We start from the raw sequence: 18894 nt of genomic DNA on the forward strand, positions 1-18894 counted from the left end.
CCAGCGAAGGCGTCCGCAAGGGCGAGGCAAGGTTCAAGGGCCCCTTCGCCGGCAAGCCGGCTCCTACAGGAAACACCGCGATATCCGGCGCAGGGCTGGCGGGGCTGAGGGCTTATTTTTTGAGGGAGAGTGCAATGCAAGGTTTATGGCGCAATACCCTGGCCGTTATGGCCGGGCTGCTGATCAGTGTCACGGCCCTGGCCAACCCGGCCCCCGAGTCGCTGAAGATTGCCATCGTCGCCTTCACCCAGGGCGGCAAGCCGGTGTTCGGCGGCATCGCCGGGCGGGTGATCGAGGATGGCTGGCTGGAACAGCAATTGAGCCAGCGCGGGATCAAGCTGCAGTGGATCGCCCTGCCCCACGCCGGCGCCGGGCCGCAGATCAACGAGGGCTTCAGCAACAACAGCATCGACTTCGCCGTGCGTGGCGACCTGCCCTCGGTGATCGCCGGCGCCGGCGGCGTGCCCGGCAAGCTGATCGTGCCCGGCGGCAGCGGCAACAATATCTACCTGGTGGTGCCCACCCAGACCACGGCCAAGAGCATCGAGGACCTCAAGGGCCAGCGCCTGGCCCTGCATCGCGGCAGGCCGTGGGAGTTCGCCTTCAGCAACTTCCTGGCCAGCAAGGGCCTGAAGCTCGACGACTTCAAGATCGCCAACCTCAACCCCCAGGTCGGTGCGGCGGCGGTGTCCGCCGGCAAGGTCGACGCCGCGGTGCTGCTCAGCGAGGCCTATGCCCTGGAAGACAAGGGCGTGGGCCGGATCATCTGGTCCACCAAGCAAGGGGCCAATGACTGGCGCCTGGTCTCCGACCTCTGGGGCACCGACAGTTTCATCGAGCAGCACCCGGAGGTTACCCAACTGCTGGCCACCGCCTGGGTCAAGGCCGCCTGGTGGATTTCCCAGGAACAGAACCAGGACGCCTACTACCAACTGTCCTCCCGCGCCGGCACCGCCGAGAGCGTGCTGCGCCGCGACGACCAGGGCGACCCGGTGGCCTGGAAGGAGCGCTGGGCGCCCAAGAGCGACCAGCAGCTCAAGGCCCACTATCAGGCGCTGAGCGACTACGCCCTGGCCAACCAGCTGATCCGCACGCCCTACGACATCACCCCGGCCCTGGCCACCGGTTTCACCAACCAGGCGCTGATCGATCTGCACCTGAGTGATTACTGGCCCGCCCTGCGCGGCCAGGTCGCCACCCATCCCTGAACCCTGAGCACGAGTCTTCTTGATGAAACTGTCCGCAAAATTCACCTTTGGCCTGAGCCTCCTGGCGCTCTCCCTGTCGGCCCTGGCCGGCCCGACCTACGCGCCCAAGCCCGACCCGTTGCAGGGCGACGGCCGGGTCTCGGCCTTCTATACCTGGCAGGACGCGATCCCCCCGACCCCGGGCAAGCTGCTGCGCAGCGAACCCCTGGAAGCCACCCTGAGCCTGCCCAACGCTGCCAGCGCGCAACGGATTCTCTATAGCTCCACCGACGGCATCGACGGCAAGACCCCGGTGGTGGTCTCCGGCACCTTGTTCCTGCCCAAGGGCAAGGCCCCGGCCGGCGGCTGGCCGGTGGCCTCCTGGGGCCATGGCACGGTGGGCGTGGCGGATGTCTGCGCGCCGTCCTGGCAGGGCCGTTCCTACCGTGACGTGCAGTACCTGAGCCGCTGGCTGGACGAAGGCTTTGCCATTGTCGCCACCGACTACCAGGGCCTGGGCGTGCCCGGCGGCCATCCGCTGCTGAACAACCGCATGGCCGCCTACGGCATTCTCGACGCCGCTAAAGCCGTGGTCGCCGGGGTGCCCGGGCTGGCCAACAAGGTACTGATCGTCGGCCAGTCCCAGGGCGGTGCCGGCGCCTTCGCCTCGGCCGCCTACGCTTCCACCTACGCACCGGACCTGGGGGTCAAGGGCAGCATCGGCACCGGGGTGATCTACACCATCGGCGCGAAGAATGTCGGCGAGCAGGACCCGAACAAGGTCGATGCCTCCCTGGCCTACGGTTTCTACACCTTGCTGGCCGCCCAGCAGTACGACCCCAGCATCAACCCCCGGGACTTCTACACCGACAAGGCCCTGCCGCTGTTCGAGCAGGCCCGTACCAGTTGCCTGGCGTCCCTAGTCAGCGACGTGGTGGGGGTCGGCCTGACCCCGGCCAACGCCAAGAAGGACTATCAGGGCAGCCAACTGGCGGCCTGGCAGAAACAAGTGTCCTACCCGACCCTGAAAACCGCCCAGCCGGTGTTCATCGGCACCGGCGCCGAGGACAAGACCCCGGCCGCCGCCACCCAGGTGGCCCTGATGCAGGACGCCTGCAAGGCCGGCTCGGTGGTCGAGGGCCACTTGTACAAGGGCCTGGGCCACAGTGAAACGGTCAATGCCTCCCTCAAGGACTCGGTGCCCTTCGCCCACAAGGTGATCAACGGCCAAGCCATTACCCCCGTCTGCAACCCCAGCGTGCAATAGCCAGGAGGCCCAGCCATGAGCATCGAATTCTTCACCCGCCTGCCCCTGCACGGCGAAACCCAGTTCCTCCCCGGCGACCCGCGCAACCGCGGCGACTGGCACCGGGGCGGGCCCAGCACCGGTGCCGTCTCAGGCTTCAGCGTCGGCGACCACTTCACCTACATCGACTACCTGGGGCAGATCGCCCGGGCCGCGGAAATCAACGGCTTCGGCGGCGCACTGATGGTCAACGCGCCCTCCGGCGAAGAGCCCTGGACCGTGTGCTCGCTGCTGGCACGGGAAACCCGCACCCTGAAGTTCGTCACCGCCTTCCAGCCCTATCACTACACGCCCTGGGTTGCGGTGCAGCAGGCCGCCACCTACCAGCGCGCCACCGGCAATCGCCTGGTGTGGAACATCATCAACGGCGGCTCGGACGCCATTCAGCGCCAGGTCGGCGACTTCAGCGACCACGATGAGCGCTATGCCCGCGCCACCGAGTTCATGGACGTGGTCAAGGGCTACTGGCACAACGAGAACTTCCACTACCAGGGCCAGTTCTACCGCGCCGAAGGCGGCGGCCTGCGCGGCCCCTTGAAGAAGGCCGAGCTGCCGCTGATCTGCACCGCGGGATCGTCCATCGCCGCTCGGGAATTCGCCGCCAAGCATGCCGATTTCTACCTGATGCGCGCCGAGCACCCGGACGAGATCGCCGCGTTGATCGCCGATATTCGTGAGCGCGCCTTGCAGTACGGCCGCAGCGATATCCGCTTCGGCCTGTCGATCGACGTCATCACCCGGGAAACCGAGGAACTGGCGCGCACCGAGGCCAAGCGCTTCTTCGACGAGGGCATCGCCAAGGGCGCGGTCAAGGCCGTGGCCGCCCATGCCGGGCTGCGCACCGCGCGCAAGCTCAGCTACGAGAACGGCTTCGCACAGAAGAACGAGACCCAGGGCTTCGAGGATTTCTTCATCCACCCCAATGTCTGGACCGGCTTCGGCTACATCGGCATACCGCCGGGCTGCGCCCTGGTGGGCAGCTACGAAAACGTGGTGGCGCGGATCCGCGAGTACCACGCCATCGGTATCGACCTGTTCTTCCTCGCCGGCTACCCGCACCTGGAGGAAGCCTACCGCCTGGGCGAGCACATCCTGCCGCACTTTCGCGCCGAGCGCGCGGCCCTGAGCCGTCAGCCGCAAGCGCCGCTGGAGCTGCGCAGCGCCAACGGCCCGGCAGGAGCCTGACGCCATGAGCCAGGACTACTCGGGCTTGAGCCGCCGTCGTTTTCTCGGCCACAGCGCGCTGTTCGGCGGCGGCCTGCTGCTGGGCAGCAGCCTGCTGGCCGGCTGCGACGCAGACAATTCCAGCGCCCCGGGCACGGTCGCCAGCGACCAGCCGCGCTACGGCGGGCGCCTGCGCCTGGGGATTCTCGACGGCAACCAGAGCGGCAACCTGGACGCCCACAAACCCATCGGCAGCGGCATCGTCCGAGGCTTCGCGCTGTACAGCAAACTCTGGGAATGGGACGAGCAGATGCAGCCACGCCTGGCCCTGGCGGAGTTCGCCGAACCCAATGCCGATGCCAGCAGCTGGACCCTGCGCCTGCGCCAGGGCCTGGAATTCCACCACGGCAAGAGCATCGACGCCGATGACCTGATCTTCTCCATCCGCCGCCTCACCGACCCGCAGCTGGCCTCGCCCTACGCGGCGCTGCTGCACTGGGTCGATCGCGACAACCTGCAAAAGCTCGATGAGCGCACTGTGCGCCTGAGCTTTCGCGAGGGCCGCAGCTACATGCCCCTGGCGGAAACCTGGGTCAACTTCGGCGGCATCGTCCCGGTGGACTACCACCCGGTGACCAATCCGGTGGGCGCCGGCCCCTACAAGCTGAAAAGCTTCACCCCCGGCCAGCGCTCGCTGTTCACCCGCTTCGACAACTACTACAAGGACGGCCAGCCCTACGCCGACGAACTGGAGATCATCGACTTCAAGGATCAGGTGGCGCGCCTGGCGGCCCTGCGTTCCGGGCAGATCGACATGGCCAACGTGATGCCCACCGAACAGTTGCAAGTCCTGCAGCGCGACCCGCGGGTGCGGCTGCTGAAATCGGTGACCGGCAACTGGCTGTCCTTCGACATGAACCTGGACAAGCCGCCGTTCAACGACCCCAGGGTGCGCCAGGCTTTCCGCCTGCTGGCGGATCGCGAGGAGCTGGTGCGCCGCGCCCTGAACGGCCAGGGCCGGGTGGCCAACGACCTCTATGCCCCCAGCGACCCGACCTTCAACCACAGCCTGGGGCCCCGCCCCCACGACCCGCAGCGTGCGGCGCAACTGCTCAAGGAGGCCGGCCAGGAAAACCTCGAGCTGGAACTGGTGACCACCCCGGGGCCGGCCCTGACCTCGGCCCTGGTGCTGGCCGAACAGGCCAAGCGCATTGGCGTGACCCTCAAGGTCCGCCAGGTGGACCTGGCGACCTTCCAGGGCCCGCAACGCAACGACTGGACCCTGAGCACCGGCGGCAGCATCGGCGCGCCGTTCCTGGCCAGCGCCATCCACACCGACGCGCCCTTTGCCGTGTCCAACAAGACCCACTTCAACGACCCGCAGTTCAGCGAGGTGTTTCTCGCGGCCATGGCCCAACCCGACCTGCAACGACGCACGGCCCTGGTGCACCAGGCCCAGCAGATCCAGTACGAACGGGGCGGCATGCTGATCTGGGGCTACGCCGATCTGCTGGACAGCGTCTCCACCCGTGTGGGCGGCGCCCGGGAAGAACAGTCGCTGTTCAGCACCTGGCGTTTCGAAAGGTTGTGGCTCAACAACAGCGCCTGACCCACCGCCCGACCGTAGGAGCTGGCTTGCCAGCGAAGGCGCCCGCAAGAGCACCGCGAGCCTCCAGGCCCCCTTCGCCGGCAAGCCGGCTCCTACAAGGAACCACCGCAACCGCGACACACCCCGTAGGAGCTGGCTTGCCAGCGAAAGCGCCCGCAAGAGCACCGCGAGCCTCCAGGCCCTCTTCGCCGGCAAGCCGGCGCCTACAGAACATTCATGCGATTCAATATGAGGCTCATGTGCCATGCCCTCCAACGCCTTCGCTCGCCCCGCATTCGGCCCGGCCCTTGCCGTAACGGTGTTTTCTTCCCTGGCGCCGCCGCTGTTCGCCGCCGATACCCAGTTGCAAACCGTCACCGTCCAGGCCAGCAGCCAGGCCGATGACGATGCCCTGCCCACCCGGCCACCGACCTCGGTGTATGGCGGCACCGAAACCAAGGTCCTGGACACCCCGCGCTCGATCACCCAGGTCAACGCCGAGCAACTGGCCAACGACCCGATCCGCAGCGCCGACGACCTGGTCAAGTACGCCCCGGGGATCACCCGCGGTGGCGGGCAGAACGCCGGTATCGCCCCGCAGTTCCGCGCCCAGGGCTCGGAAGTGTTCCAGGACGGCCAACGCGCCTATGGCGTACGCCATCCGGCCAACTTCAACGCCTACGAGGGCGCGGACATCGTCGCCGGGCCTTCTTCGGTGACCTACGGTTCGGTGTCCGGCAGCGGCGGCTACGTCAACTACCTGAGCAAGAAACCCGATTTCAGCGGGTTCAAGACCCGTCTGAGCGGCGAGCTCGGTGCCTGGGTGCCGGACGGCCAGTCCCGCGACTCGCGCAAATTCAGCCTCGACAACACCGGCCCCCTGAGCGACCAGCTGGCCTACCGGGTGAGCATCACCCAGCAGCGCCAGCAGGACTACTACGACAACGTCGACAACAATTTCGATGCCTTCTACGGGGCCCTGGCCTGGCGCAACGACAACCTGCGGGTGGACTGGAACGCCAGCTACGACAACTACTACGACTACAACATCACCCACGGCTGGAACCGCGCCACCCAGCAACTGGTGGACAGCGGCAAGTACTATGCCGGCCGCGCCACGCCGATCATCCAGAACGGCAATACCCTGTGGTCGCCGGTGCTGGCCTCCGGTGCCGCCAATGCCCCGACCCTGGGCTGGGTGCAGCGCCAGCGCAACGCCCAGGGCCAGTACAGCGTGGTGGATGGCAGCTTCCAGGCGGCCTCGCCCAACACCCAGGCCAGCCCCGGCACCCTGCGCGGCTGGGTCTATGACCCGAGCCTGGCGGGCAACGGCTTGACTTCCCTGTCGCCACAGGCCGGCCAGCGCGGCGAAGACCAGAGCAGTTCACGGCGCTTCACCACCCAACTGCGCATCGAGGGCGACCTGTCCCCCAGCGTGACCCTGGCCAACAGCACCTTCTACCAGCGCTCCCGGGACCTCACCGACGCGGTCGGGGCGTTCCAGGTGCAATCCCGGGACAACCTGCTGGACAACCGCTTCGAGCTGCGCTCGGGCAATGAAACCCGGATCGGCGGCCTGGCCCTGCGGGACGACAGCAACAGCGGGCTGATCTACCGCCGCGAGTTCAACCAGTCGATCGCCGCCAACAATCATTTCGGCTCCACCATCAACGCCTACGACCTGACCCTGGACCCTTCGGGCAAGAACCCCGGCGACCTGCTGGGGCTCACCGGCAGCAACCCGGCCGGCGGCAACGGCGCCTGGATCGGCCAACCCGGGGTGCCGCAATACTCCAACTACTACGGCTGGCTCAACCTGGCGGCCATGTACCCCGCCGGCCACGGCCTGTACGCCGAATCCCTGGCGCCCTACACCGCCGAAAGCACCTGGACCACCAAGACCCTGTTCAGCCAGCACAACCTGCGCCTGGGCGAGCGGGTGGGCCTGAACATCGGTGCCAGCCGCAGCTGGATCGACGCCCGGATCGACAACCCCTTCGTCCTTGCAGGTGGCAGCGACCGGCGCGACAGCCACAACTACCGGCTGTTCGCGTTCCAGGTCAGCCCCTACGTCAAACCCACCGAGAACAGCACCCTGTACTACACCTTCGACCGCTCCCTGGCGGTCAACACCGGGTTCTTCTCCAACGGCCTGGGCTGGGGCAGCGGCAGTGGCGCCAACCAGCTCAACCCCCTGGCGTTCCAGAGCCTGAGCGTGCTGCATGAACTGGGGCTGAAGGTCGAAGCCATCCCCGACCAGCTGTTCATGACCCTGGCCACCTTCAAGCAGGCCCGGGACCAGTCCCCGGACAGCAACAACAACATCGCCCGGCTGATCATCAAGGGCACCGAGGCGACCCTGCGCTACCAGCCAGACCCGCACCTGCGCAGCGGCCTCAACCTGTCCCGGCTCAGCGCCTACAACGAATTCACCTCCCAGGCCGGCTTCGCCTCCGCCGGGTTCATCCCCGACAACGGCACCGTGTTCGGCGACAACAACAGCCTCAACCAGCGGCCGTCCGGGCGCTTCGACGCGGTGCAGATCCCCGAGTACACCGCCAGCGGCTACCTCGACTACCGCTTCGACTCGGGCTTTGGCGCCGAGCTCTCCGGCTGGTGGACCAGCAGCTGGTACCTGAACCTGAGCAAGACGGTGAAGGTCCCCGACGAATACAACCTCGACCTGGCCCTGTACTACCGCCAGCCCCAGTGGAGCACCACCCTGCGGGTGCTCAACCTGACCAACGAACTGAACTTCGTCAGCGGCCTGGCCGGCTCCACCAACACCTTCCTGCAGCCCATGCCCGGACGCACCGTGCTGGCCCAGGTGGACTACCGCTTCTAGGCACTTTCCTTCTTCTGCGACCTCAGGACACTCCCCATGAGCATTGAATTCGTCGGCATGATCTTTCCCCGCCAATGGTCCGAAACCCGCGGCGTGCGCAGCCCGGACTTCGACCTGGCATTCATCCGCGAGCACGCGCGCGCCCACGAACACGCGGGCTTTGACCGAGTGCTGATCGCCAGCGGCCCGGGCAGCGCCGACAGCCTGCAGATTGCCGCCTACGCCGCGGCCCACACCGAGCGCCTGGGCTTCATGATTGCCCACCGCCCGGCCCTCAGCGCCCCCACCGTGGCGGCCCGGGCCTTCGCCACCCTGGACCACACCACCGGCGGCGGGCGCATCCGCCTGCATGCCATTACCGGCATCACTGCCGAGCCCCAGGAAGGCGACACCCTGCTGGACAAGACCGAGCGCTATCGACGCACCGACGAGTACCTGGAGATCGTGCGCCGCACCTGGACCGCCGAAGAACCCTTCGACTTCGAAGGCCGCTACTTCAACCTCAAGGGCGCGTTTTCCCCGGTCAAGCCGCTGCAGCAGCCGCACATCCCCATCTCTTTTGGCGGTTCTTCGGACATCGCCTACCAGATCGCGGTCAAGCACGCCGACCTCTACGCCCTGTGGGGCGAGCCCCTGGAGGGGGTAGCCGAACAGATCGGCAAACTCAAGGCCGCGGCCAGCGCCGCGGGGGTGGCCGCGCCCCGGGTCAGCCTCTCGGTGCGACTGATCCTGGGGGCCACCGAGGAATTGGCCTGGCAACGGGCCGAACAGATCCTGGCGCAGATCCGCGCCAACCCGCAGTTCGCCGCCGGCAGCCCCTGGCAGAAGCGCCTCAAGGGCACCGGCTCCGAACGCCTGCTGGCGGCCGCAGCCCGCGGCGACCGCCATGACCGCGCCCTGTGGATGCCCACCGCCAGCGCCGTTGGCGCCTACGGCGACACCACGGCCCTGGTGGGCACGCCGGAGACCGTGGCCCAGGCCCTGCTGGACTACGTCGACCTGGGCGTGACCACCTTCCTCAACCGTGGCTACGACCCTTATTACGACACCATCGACTATGGGCGCTGGATCATCCCCGCCGTCCGCGAAGCCGCCGCCCGCCGCAAGCAACACCTGTAGAAGGCGTTTACGAGGCTGGCATCCGGCTTGGAGGCCCTTTCGCCGGCAAGCCGGCTCCTACAAGCGCGTTGACCTTTCCCACAACCCTGTAGGAGCTGGCTTGCCAGCGAAGGCGCCCGCAAGAACACTGCCCGGTTCAGGGGCCCTTGGCCGCCTGCCCGCGCCTGCAGAGGCGGCGGCTGGGAAATCGGAATGCGAGTGATAGTCGATCATTTTCAACACTTTATCGACGCCAGGCCGATGACCCAGATCACCACGAATACTCGCCAAAGCGTTAACATTCCACCCAGCCTTTGGCTTTAAACCTGTCATATCCACTTTATGCATCGCGCCCTTTGCTGCGCCATGACGGCATTTCCTCACCGGAGTCATGCACTTTGAAAACCTGGCACACACTTGTCGGCATCCTGCTGATCACCACGGTCACCCTGCTGCTGGAGATCCCTTCCGCCACCTGGCTGACCTCGGCCACCCTGAGCATGATCCTGGGCACCGCAGCCCTGGCCTACATGGCGATGTCCTGCCTGCTGGCCAGCCGCTGGGGCTGGGTCGAACGGCTGTTCGGCGGCCTTGACCGGGTCTACGAGGCGCACAAGTGGCTGGGCATCTGGGCCCTGGCATTCGCCAGCTACCACCTGGTGTTCAAGGCCAACCTGGATGAATGGAACAGCGTGCCGATCCTCGAACTGTCCAAATACTGGACGCGCCTGGTCCGCCAGCTGAGCTACGTGGCCCTGGGCCTGATCGTGCTGCTGGCACTGAACCGCAACATTCCCTACAGCCAGTGGCGCTGGTGGCACAAGCTCTCCGGCCCGCTGTTCCTGATCGTCATCCTGCACTGGCTGAGCTTCAAATCGCCCATCACCCTGGATTCGCCCTCGGGTATCTGGCTGGCTCTGCTCTGCGTCCTCGGCGTGCTCGGCGCCCTGTACAAGCTGCTGCTCTACCCCCTGGTGGCCAAGGCCGGCGAATACCAGGTGACGGCGGTCCGGGTGGAGAAGAACTCCCTGCACCTGGAGCTGATTCCCCAGGGCCGGGGCTTTCCTTTCAAGGCCGGGCAGTTCGCCTTCCTCTCGATGCAGGAAAAAGGCCTGCGCGAACCCCATCCGTTCACCATCGCCAGCGCCCAGGCCCATGACGGGCGCATCGAATTCGTGATCCGCGCCCTGGGGGACTACACCCAACGCCTGCGCCGCCAGGTCAAGGTCGGCATGCGTGCGGACATCTATGCGCCCTATGGGCGTTTCAAGCGGCCGCAGGCGGCTGCCCGGGAAATCTGGATCGGCGGTGGCGTGGGCATCTCGCCATTTATTTCCTGGCTGCAGGATGAAGCTGCCGGGCAGTTCGACAAGGCCACCCTGGTGTACTGCTACAACCCGTCCCGGGCCTTCCCCAGTGTCGACACCCTGCAGGGCATGGCCCAGGCCCGGGGAGTGAACTTCGTGGCCAACTGCGGCGGCACCGAGCCCCTGGCCCAGACCCTCAAGCGCACCGCGGCCGAAACCGATCCGCAGCAGATCCAGGTCAGCTTCTGCGGGCCCAAGGGCTTGCTGGGCCAGGTCCGGGAACTGATGAGCGAGTGCCGGATTCCCCAAGGCAACCTGCACTACGAATTCTTCGAGTTCCGCTGATCAAGCCGCTGGCGGCCCTGGCTGGCGCGGCTCGCGCAGCGTCACCCAGACCACCAGCGCCGCCAGCAGGGTCATCAGGGTCAGCACCTGCAACAACTGGCTGAAAGCCTGCCCGTACAGGGCCAGCAACCCCTCCCGGCCCAGCGCCGGCAAGGCCGCCAGAGTACCGGGCAGGTCACCCCCGGCCAGTTGCCGGGCAGCCCCCATCAACGTCTCGGCGGGCAGCGCCTGATCCGCCAGGGCGTGCTGCAGCAGCCCCGCCAGCAGCGCCACCACCAGGGCCAGGGCAATGCCCTCGCCGGCCACCCGGGTGGTGCTGAAGATGCCGCTGGCCATGCCCGCGCGCTCCTTGGGCACCACGCTCACCGACAAGCCGTCCATCAGCCCCCAGGGCAGCCCGCTGCCGAGGCCGATCAGCAGCAGCGGCCAGATCCGATCGGCCGGCGCCTGGCCCGCAGCGATCCGGCTCAGCCACCACAGCCCGGCGGCAGCCAGCAACAGGCCCAGGCTCGACAGGTTGCCGGCGCTGCACCAGCGGCTGAGCCAGCCCGCGGCGAACGGCACCACCAGCATCGGCGCCGACAGGGCAAGCATCAGCAGCCCGGCATCGATGGCGCTGTAGCCTTCGACGCCGATAAAGCGGATCGGCAACAGGATCAGCAGCACCACGTAGCAATAGCAGGTGGCGATGGGCAGCACCTGCACCCCGACAAAACGCGGATAGCGAAACAGCGACAGATCCAGCATCGGCCGCGCTGCACGCCGCTCGACGACGATGAACAGCCACAGTGCCAGCAGCGCCCCCGCCAGCAACAGCAGAACCCAAGGGCTGCTCCAGCCGTTTTGCGGGGCCTGCAGGATGCCCCAGGTCAGCAGCACCAGCGCCAGGGTGAAACTCAGGGTGCCGGGCCAGTCCACGCCCTGAGCGTCGGGGTCGCGGGACTCTTGCATGCGCGGCACGCCAAAGGCCAGGGACAGGCCGCCGATCAGCGCCCCGGAGACAAAGATCCCGCGCCAGCCGGCCTGTTCCACCAGGACCCCGGCGAGGATCGGGCCAAACGCCAGGCCGACACCAAAGGTGGTGCCCAGCAGGCTGAAGGCACGGGTTCGCGCCGGGCCGTCGAAGGCCTGGGCCAGGGCCGCCGAACCACCGGCCAGGGCGGCGGCACCGGCCAGCCCCTGGACCCCGCGCAAGAGGTTCAGCCACAGCAGCGACGGTACGAACACCAGGGCCAGGGAGCTCAGGCCGAACAGCGCCACGCCGAGGCTGAACAGGCGCTTGCGGCCAAATTCGTCGGCCAGGGTGCCGGCGGCCATCAGCACGCTGCCAAAAGTCAGCATGAAGGCATTGGTGGTCCAGCTCAGGGCCAGCGGGCTGCCCCCCAGTTCATGGCCGATAGCCGGGGTCGCCACCGCTACCCCGACAAAGGTCAGGGGCAGCATCAGGGCCGCCAGGCACACCGCGGCCAGCACGCCATGGGCGGACTGCCGGCGACTTTGGGCGGCCTGCCCCAGGGGTAATTCGAGTTCGGGATTCACACGGACCTCTCAAGCCCTGGCAACCAGGGGTGGGCTACGAAAAATCCATGGTAGGTATGCCGCAATCGCTGAAAAACAGGGCATTCTTCCGCTCTTTACGGACAAAAACGCTGCAATCGAGGTGAACGATGGACAACCTAAACGGCTTGCAGGTGTTTGTCAGCGTGGTCCAGAGCGGCAGCCTGGTGGGCGCCGGCGAGCGCCTGGGGCTGTCTGCCTCGGCGGTGGGCAAGGCCCTGGCGCGCCTGGAGCAGCGCCTTGGCGTGCGCCTGCTGAACCGCAGCACCCGGCGCATCAGCCTGACCGATGAAGGCGCGCTGTTCTATGAGCGCGGCCAGCGCATCGTCGCCGAAGTCCAGGAGGCCGAGGCCGAACTGGCGCGGATCAGCGACAAGCCCCGGGGCCGGCTGCGGGTCAGCCTGCCGGCCATCGGCTATCGGATGCTGCTGCCGATCCTCCCGGAGTTTTCCGCGCGCTACCCGGATATCGAACTGGACCTGGACTTCAACGACCGGCTGATCGACGTGATCGCCGAAGGCGTGGACGCGGTGATCCGCAGTGGCGAGCTGCCGGACTCGCAACTCAAGTCCAGGAACCTGGGGCCCTTCGGCTTCGTGCTGGTCGGCGCCCCCGGCTACTTCGCCCGGCGCGGCACCCCGTGCACGCCCCGGGATCTGGAGCAGCATGCCTGCCTGCGCTACAAGTTCCCCGGCGGCAGCTTGCTGCAGCAATGGAGCCTGCGCCTGCCCGACGGAGCCCCGCCGCTGGTGCTGGGCAGTGCCCTGACCAGCAACAACCTGGAATCGCTGATCCACGCCGCCACCCAGGGCCTGGGCATCGCCTACGTGCCCGAGTTCGTGGTCTGCGGGGCCCTGGCCGATGGCAGCCTGATCGCGGTGCTGGACGACTACCAGCAAGAGCGCGGCAAGTTCTCCATCCTCTGGCCCAGCAGCCGTCACCTGCTGCCCAAGCTGCGGGTGTTCGTCGACTTTCTCGGTGAACGGCTCGAGCTGGGCAAGCACCACGCTTCCCGCTGATATCCCCTCGATGCCGGGGGCTGGCCGGGCAGTCGCCGGCCCCTGCAATACATCAGCAAACTCAGATGCCAGCTTACCAATCCATGTATTCATCTTGATGTTTGCCCGCCGTAAGCTCGTCCTGGCCTGCTGCTGCAGGCCAGGCAATGTCGGTACGCCAAAAACAACAGCTAAAGGCCATCCCAATAACAATCTGATCTGCCGACTCCAGGAACCGCTATGTCAACTACCCCATCACGCCGCCCTTGCGTCGGCCTGCATCGTGGCGCCCGCCCCTTGAACGAGGTGCGCCATGACTGACTTCCTGCCCGCTCCGGGCACCGATGAACACTTGCTGCACCACCAGGGCTATCGCCAGGAGCTGCACCGCGGCCTGTCCCTGTGGTCGTCGTTCTCCGTGGGCTTTGCCACGGTCTCGCCAGTGGTGGGGATCTATTCGGTGATGGCCCTGGGCGCCATGAGCACCGGCCCGTCCTGGGTCTGGATCGTGCCCCTGTGCCTGGCCCTGCAGATGCTGGTGGCGCTGGTCTATGCCGAACTCGCCTCGCAGTACCCCCTGGCCGGCGGTTGCTATCAATGGGTCAAGCGCCTGGCTGGAGACCGCTGGGCCTGGTTCACCGGCTTCATGTACCTGGCCTCGGCCCTGGCTTCCCTGACCACCGTGGCCTACCTGGGCGGGTTCTGGCTGTGGCTGTTCGTCACCGGCACGCCGCCTTCGGCCAATGCCCAGGTGGCCAGCGGCGCCGTGCTGCTGGCGTTGGGGCTGGGGGTCAACCTGTTGGGGATCAACCCTCTGAAGTACTTCGTCAACGCCGGGATCATCGCCGAAGCCATCGCCTCCATCGGCATCGGCGTGCTGTTGCTGCTGTTCTTTCGCAACCACTCCTGGTCGCTGCTGCTGGAAGGCCTGGGCAACAGCGTCAGCGGCGATGGCACTTACCTGAGCGGCTTCGTCACCGCCATGGCAGTGGGCGGCTGGGCCTTTCTCGGCTTCGATGCCTGCTCCCAGGTGTCCGAGGAAACCGCCGATGCCCGTACCTCCACGCCGCGGGCCATCCTGCGCTCGATGCTGCTGGTGGGGCTGACGGTGATGCTCACCGCCTTTGCCGTGACCCTGTCGTTCACCGACACCGCGGGCCTGGTGGCCGGCCAGGTGGTGGACCCGGTCACCCCGGCGGTGGTGGATGCCTTTGGCGCCTGGGCCGAGCGGCCCTTCGTCGGCGTAGTACTGGTGGCGTTCATTGCCTGCGTGGTCTCGGTGCAGACCTATATCGGCCGCGCGGTATTCGGCATGGCCCGGGACTCGATCCTGCCCGCCTCGGCGTTCCTGCGCCGGGTGGATGGGCGCAAGGTGCCCTTCGCCGCCATGCTCCTTTGCACCCTGTTCGCCAGTTTCGGCCTGGCCCTGGGCCTGAACGCCACGGCCGTGGGCACCCTGATCGCCTTCGGCAGCGGGGGCTTCTTCATGGTGTTCCTGATCGTGATCGGTTGCGCCCTGGTCCATCGCCTGCGTGGCCGCTGGCGGCCCGACGCCGGGGTCTTCAACCTCGGCCGCTGGGGCCTGCCGGTGAACCTCGCGGCCTTTGTCTGGCTGCTGTTCGAGAGCGTCAACGTGGCCTGGCCCCGGGAATCCCTGGCGCCGCCCGGAGCGCCCTGGTTCCAGGTCTGGGCAGTGGTGCTGGTGTTCTCGACCCTGGCCGTGCTGGGCCTGATCTACATGGTCCTGGCCAAGCCCTACCTGCGTCGCGACAGCAGCGCATCCGACCGCGGCTGAATCCTCATGCGCTGTCAGCGACAGCGCATTCCCTGCCCGCTACTGGCCCGGCGCCTGCTGCGCCGGCCGCTTCACGCCTGATGTTTCTGGAGACCATCGATGCCCCCGTCCATCCATTACTGGAATTACCCCACCGAGATCTTCTGCGGCGCCGAGGCCCTGCACGGCCTGGCCCAGCGCTGCGCCCTGCTGGGCATGGCCAGGCCCTTGCTGGTCACCGACCCGGGCATGCTCGAACTGGAACCCTTTGGCCTGTTGACCGCGCACCTGGAGCAGAGCCGCCAGGGCTTTGCGGTATTTGCCGAGCTGGCCAGCAACCCGAGCCTGGACGATGTGCAGCGCGGCGTCCAAGCCTTCAGGGCCGGCGGCCACGACTCGCTGATCGCCCTGGGCGGCGGCAGCGCCATGGACGCCGCCAAGGGCATCGCCCTGGCCGCCGTGGACCCGCAAGGGCTGCAGCGTTTCGAGTGGTCCCAGGTGATCGAGCATTACCCGAGTCTCAGTGACTTTCCGCGCCTGGGCCTGCCGCCCCTGATCGCCCTGCCCACCACTGCCGGCACCGGCTCCGAACTGGGCCGCGAAGCGGTACTGACCGACAGCCAGCAGCAGGTCAAGCGGGTCATCAGCCACCCCGAACTGCTGCCCGCCTGCGTGATCCTCGACCCGCTGCTGACCCGCGGCCTGCCGCCCGCGCTGACCGCCGCCACCGGCATGGATGCCCTGACCCACCATATCGAGGCGTTCTGCTCGCCCCTGTACCACCCGATGTCCAGCGCGATTGCCGTGGAAGGCATGCGCCTGGTGCAGCAGCACCTGCGCCGGGCAGTGAGCCACGGCCAGGACCTGGACGCCCGGGAAGGCATGCTGGTGGCCTCGGCGATGGCTGCGGTGGCCTTCCAGAAGGGCCTGGGGGGCGTCCACGCCCTGGCCCACCCGCTGGGCGCCCGCTATCACCGTCACCATGGCCTGCTCAATGCCGTCCTCCTGCCCTATGTGCTGGTGGCCAACCAGCCGGTGATTGCCGAGGAGATCGGGCGCCTGGCCCGTTACCTGGACTTGCCCCGGGGGGATTTCCAGGGGTTCCTGGACTGGATCCTGGCCCTGCGCGCCGAGCTGGGCATCCCCCACTGCCTGGCGGATATCGGCCTGGACAGCCATGAAGCCGAGTGGGTCGGGGCCCAGGCCCTGGCGGATATTTCGTCCTCCGACACCAATGCCCGACCGCTGAGCGCAGCCGACTACAGCCAGATCTTCCGCAACGCCGTGCACGGCGTCCTGCCAGGAGCCCGCCCATGAAACCGGCCTTGTTTATCGATGGCCACTGGGTCGATGGCGACGGCGCGCCGATGCCGGTGCATGACCCGTCCCTGGGCCAAATCATGGCCCAGGTACCGGCGGCCAGCGCCCATCAGGTGAACCTGGCGGTGCAGGCCGCGCGCCGGGCCCTGCCAGGGTGGCGCAGCCTCAGCGGCGCCCGGCGAGCCGAGTACCTGCAAGGCTTCGCCCGGCACCTGCAGCAACGCCGCGAAGGGCTGATCGCCCTGCAGATGCGCAATAACGGCAAGCCGCGGCACGAAGCCGAACTGGACCTGGACGACGCCATCGCCACCTTCGACTACTACGCCGGCCTCGCTGCCCAGCTGGACGCCCGCCAGGATCAACCGGTGCCCTTGCAGGCTCCGGGCTTCAGTGCCCACTGCAGGTTCGAGGCCCTGGGCGTTGTGGGGCTGATCGTGCCCTGGAACTTCCCCCTGGTCACCAGTGCCTGGAAGCTGGCCCCGGCCCTGGCCGCGGGCTGCACGTTGGTGCTCAAGCCCTCGGAAGTGACGCCCCTGATCGAACAGGTCTACGGCGAAATCGCCGACGCCCTGGGCTTGCCGGCGGGCGTGTTGAACCTGGTGGCCGGCGCCGGCGAAACCGGCGCAGCCCTCAGCCAGCATCCGGGGCTGGACAAGCTGTCGTTCACCGGCAGCACTGCCACCGGCCAGCGAGTGATGGCCAGCTCCGCCGCCTTCTGCCGGCCACTGACGCTGGAGCTGGGGGGCAAGTCGCCGATCCTGGTATTCGCCGACGCCGACCTGGACCAGGCGGTGCACTGGATCATCGGCGGCTTTTGCTGGAACGCCGGGCAGATGTGCTCGGCCACCTCGCGGCTGCTGGTCCACGAGTCGATTGCCGATGCTTTGCTGCAGCGGTTGCGCAGTGCCCTGCTGGCCCTGCGGGTCGGCAACCCCCTGGAGCAGGAAGTGGACATGGGCCCCCTGAGTTGCCAGGCCCAGTGGCGCACGGTGTGCACCTACCTGGAACAGGCCAGGAACGAGGGCCTGGAATGCCTGGTGGGCGGCCATGCCCTGCCCGGGCCGGGCTGGTTCGTGGCGCCCACGGTGTACACCGATGTGCCCACCAGCAGCAGGTTGTGGCAAGAGGAGATCTTCGGCCCGGTGCTGTGCATGCGCCGTTTCAGTGACGAAGCACAGGCCCTGGCCCTGGCCAACGACAGCGCATTCGGCCTGGTGGCCACTGTGATCAGCGCCGATCTGCAACGCGCCGAACGGGTCGCCGCCGCCCTGGACGTGGGCCACGTGTGGATCAATTCACTGCAGGCGGTGTTCGTCGAAACCTCCTGGGGCGGCACCAAGGGCAGCGGCATCGGGCGGGAACTGGGCCCCTGGGGGCTGGCTGCCTATCAGTCGATCAAGCACCTGACCCGCTGCCTGGGCTGAAGCGCGGGATCAGCCGCCATGCTCTGCCAGCAGGTCGGCGATAAAGGCCTTCAGCGCTTCGCCACGGGCATGCCCGGCGTGGGTGATCATGCTGTGCTGCACCTCATAGCGCAGCGTCTCGGGGTGCAGCACGCGCATCTGCCCGGCCGCGACCCAGGGCTGGGCATAGTGGCTGGGCAGGTAGCCCAGGTGGGTGCCCGCCAGTACCCCGTGGACCACCGCCTCCATGTGGTAGGCGGTGGCCGAGGCGCGCTGGGGCGTTACCGGCAGCACCTGGCTGGCGGGCAGGAAACCGTGCTTGATCCAGTCACAGGCCTTGATGTGCGCAAGCTCTGGCTCCAGGACAGGGAACAGCGGGTGCGAGGCGCCGCAGAACAGGGCGATTTCCTCGGCGTACAGCGGCTGATAGTCGAGGGTCGGCAGGCTGCGGCTGAAATAGGAAATGGCCAGGTCCAACTGGCCGTCGATCACCGCCCGCTCAAGCTCGGTGGGCGAATTGATGAACACATGCAGGTGCAGGTCGTGCTCGCGGCGATAGAAGCGCGCGATGGCCGCGTCGATGCGTGCCGCGGGCAAGGTGGCGATGTTGTCCGCCAGCCCCAGGTACAGATCCCCCACCAAACGCCCGGACAATTCCTGGGCCTCGCTCTTGAACACCTCCACCGCGCCGAACAGCGCCTGGGCCGCCGCCAGGATCCGCTGGCCCTTCTCGGTCAGGCGAAAGCCGCCCTTGCCGCGCTCGCACAGCCGATAGCCGAGGCGTTTTTCCAGGCTGGAGATGTGCATGCTGATATTGGACTGGCTCATGTTCAGTTCGGCCTGGGCCGCGGTGAAACCGCCGCACTTGACCACTACGGAGAAAATCCGCAGCAGGCGCAGGTCCATGTCGGTGACGTTTCTAAGCACAGGGGGTTTCCAGGAGTCGCGGGGCTGAACCAGGGGGCTATTCAACGGCAGCGCCCGGGCCGCGTCAAATCCATC

Annotated in this window: 13 protein-coding genes; 11 read left to right on the forward strand and 2 right to left on the reverse strand. The window is 67.4% G+C overall.

The window, feature by feature from the left end; all coding sequences use genetic code 11:
• The first annotated feature begins 134 nt into the window (after positions 1-134).
• The 7 genes from BM382_RS03840 (at position 135) to BM382_RS03870 (ending at position 10840) form a co-directional block, all read left to right on the forward strand.
• Entirely contained in the window at positions 135-1208 is a 1074-nt protein-coding gene (locus BM382_RS03840; RefSeq protein WP_072441902.1) for an ABC transporter substrate-binding protein, read from the forward strand.
• Positions 1209-1230: 22 nt separating this feature from the next.
• A complete protein-coding gene (locus BM382_RS03845; RefSeq protein WP_011061212.1) occupies positions 1231-2454 on the forward strand; it encodes a lipase family protein in 1224 nt (407 codons plus the stop codon).
• Between the two features lie 15 nt (positions 2455-2469).
• A complete protein-coding gene (locus BM382_RS03850; RefSeq protein WP_019093016.1) occupies positions 2470-3678 on the forward strand; it encodes an LLM class flavin-dependent oxidoreductase in 1209 nt (402 codons plus the stop codon).
• Positions 3679-3682: 4 nt separating this feature from the next.
• Complete coding sequence (locus BM382_RS03855; protein WP_053151563.1) at positions 3683-5266, forward strand: ABC transporter substrate-binding protein; 1584 nt, start codon at positions 3683-3685, stop codon at positions 5264-5266.
• A 244-nt stretch (positions 5267-5510) separates the two neighbouring features.
• Positions 5511-8090: a TonB-dependent receptor plug domain-containing protein gene (locus BM382_RS03860; protein WP_072441904.1), complete on the forward strand. Its 2580-nt coding sequence runs from the start codon at positions 5511-5513 to the stop codon at positions 8088-8090.
• Positions 8091-8126: 36 nt separating this feature from the next.
• The gene (locus BM382_RS03865; protein ID WP_041118117.1) at positions 8127-9209 is read left to right on the forward strand and encodes an LLM class flavin-dependent oxidoreductase; all 1083 of its coding nucleotides are present in this window, start codon (positions 8127-8129) and stop codon (positions 9207-9209) included.
• 377 nt (positions 9210-9586) lie between these two features.
• On the forward strand, positions 9587-10840 hold the full coding sequence (locus BM382_RS03870) for a ferredoxin reductase family protein (RefSeq protein ID WP_015635548.1): 1254 nt from the start codon (positions 9587-9589) through the stop codon (positions 10838-10840).
• On the opposite strand, the gene BM382_RS03875 is transcribed toward BM382_RS03870, so the two are convergent.
• Positions 10841-12379: an MFS transporter gene (locus BM382_RS03875; protein ID WP_011061205.1), complete on the reverse strand. Its 1539-nt coding sequence runs from the start codon at positions 12377-12379 to the stop codon at positions 10841-10843.
• Positions 12380-12507: 128 nt separating this feature from the next.
• Here BM382_RS03875 and BM382_RS03880 point away from each other — a divergent pair, with 128 nt between their 5' ends.
• The 4 genes from BM382_RS03880 to BM382_RS03895 all read left to right on the forward strand — a co-directional run bounded on the left by BM382_RS03880 (position 12508) and on the right by BM382_RS03895 (position 17913).
• Complete coding sequence (locus tag BM382_RS03880) at positions 12508-13416, forward strand: LysR family transcriptional regulator (protein WP_072441906.1); 909 nt, start codon at positions 12508-12510, stop codon at positions 13414-13416.
• A 292-nt stretch (positions 13417-13708) separates the two neighbouring features.
• Positions 13709-15190 carry an APC family permease gene (locus BM382_RS03885; RefSeq protein WP_011061203.1) on the forward strand — a complete coding sequence of 494 codons (1482 nt, stop codon included), beginning with the start codon at positions 13709-13711 and terminating at the stop codon, positions 15188-15190.
• A 99-nt stretch (positions 15191-15289) separates the two neighbouring features.
• The gene (locus tag BM382_RS03890) at positions 15290-16486 is read left to right on the forward strand and encodes an iron-containing alcohol dehydrogenase (protein ID WP_011061202.1); all 1197 of its coding nucleotides are present in this window, start codon (positions 15290-15292) and stop codon (positions 16484-16486) included.
• Entirely contained in the window at positions 16483-17913 is a 1431-nt protein-coding gene (locus tag BM382_RS03895; RefSeq protein WP_011061201.1) for an aldehyde dehydrogenase family protein, read from the forward strand. Before BM382_RS03890 ends, BM382_RS03895 begins: the two co-directional genes overlap by 4 nt.
• A gap of 9 nt (positions 17914-17922) precedes the next feature.
• Here BM382_RS03895 and BM382_RS03900 read toward each other — a convergent pair whose 3' ends face one another.
• A complete protein-coding gene (locus BM382_RS03900; RefSeq protein ID WP_072441910.1) occupies positions 17923-18819 on the reverse strand; it encodes a LysR family transcriptional regulator in 897 nt (298 codons plus the stop codon).
• Positions 18820-18894 lie beyond the last annotated feature (75 nt).

Source organism: Pseudomonas sp. NFPP25 (genome assembly GCF_900116505.1).
Taxonomy (GTDB): domain Bacteria; phylum Pseudomonadota; class Gammaproteobacteria; order Pseudomonadales; family Pseudomonadaceae; genus Aquipseudomonas; species Aquipseudomonas protegens.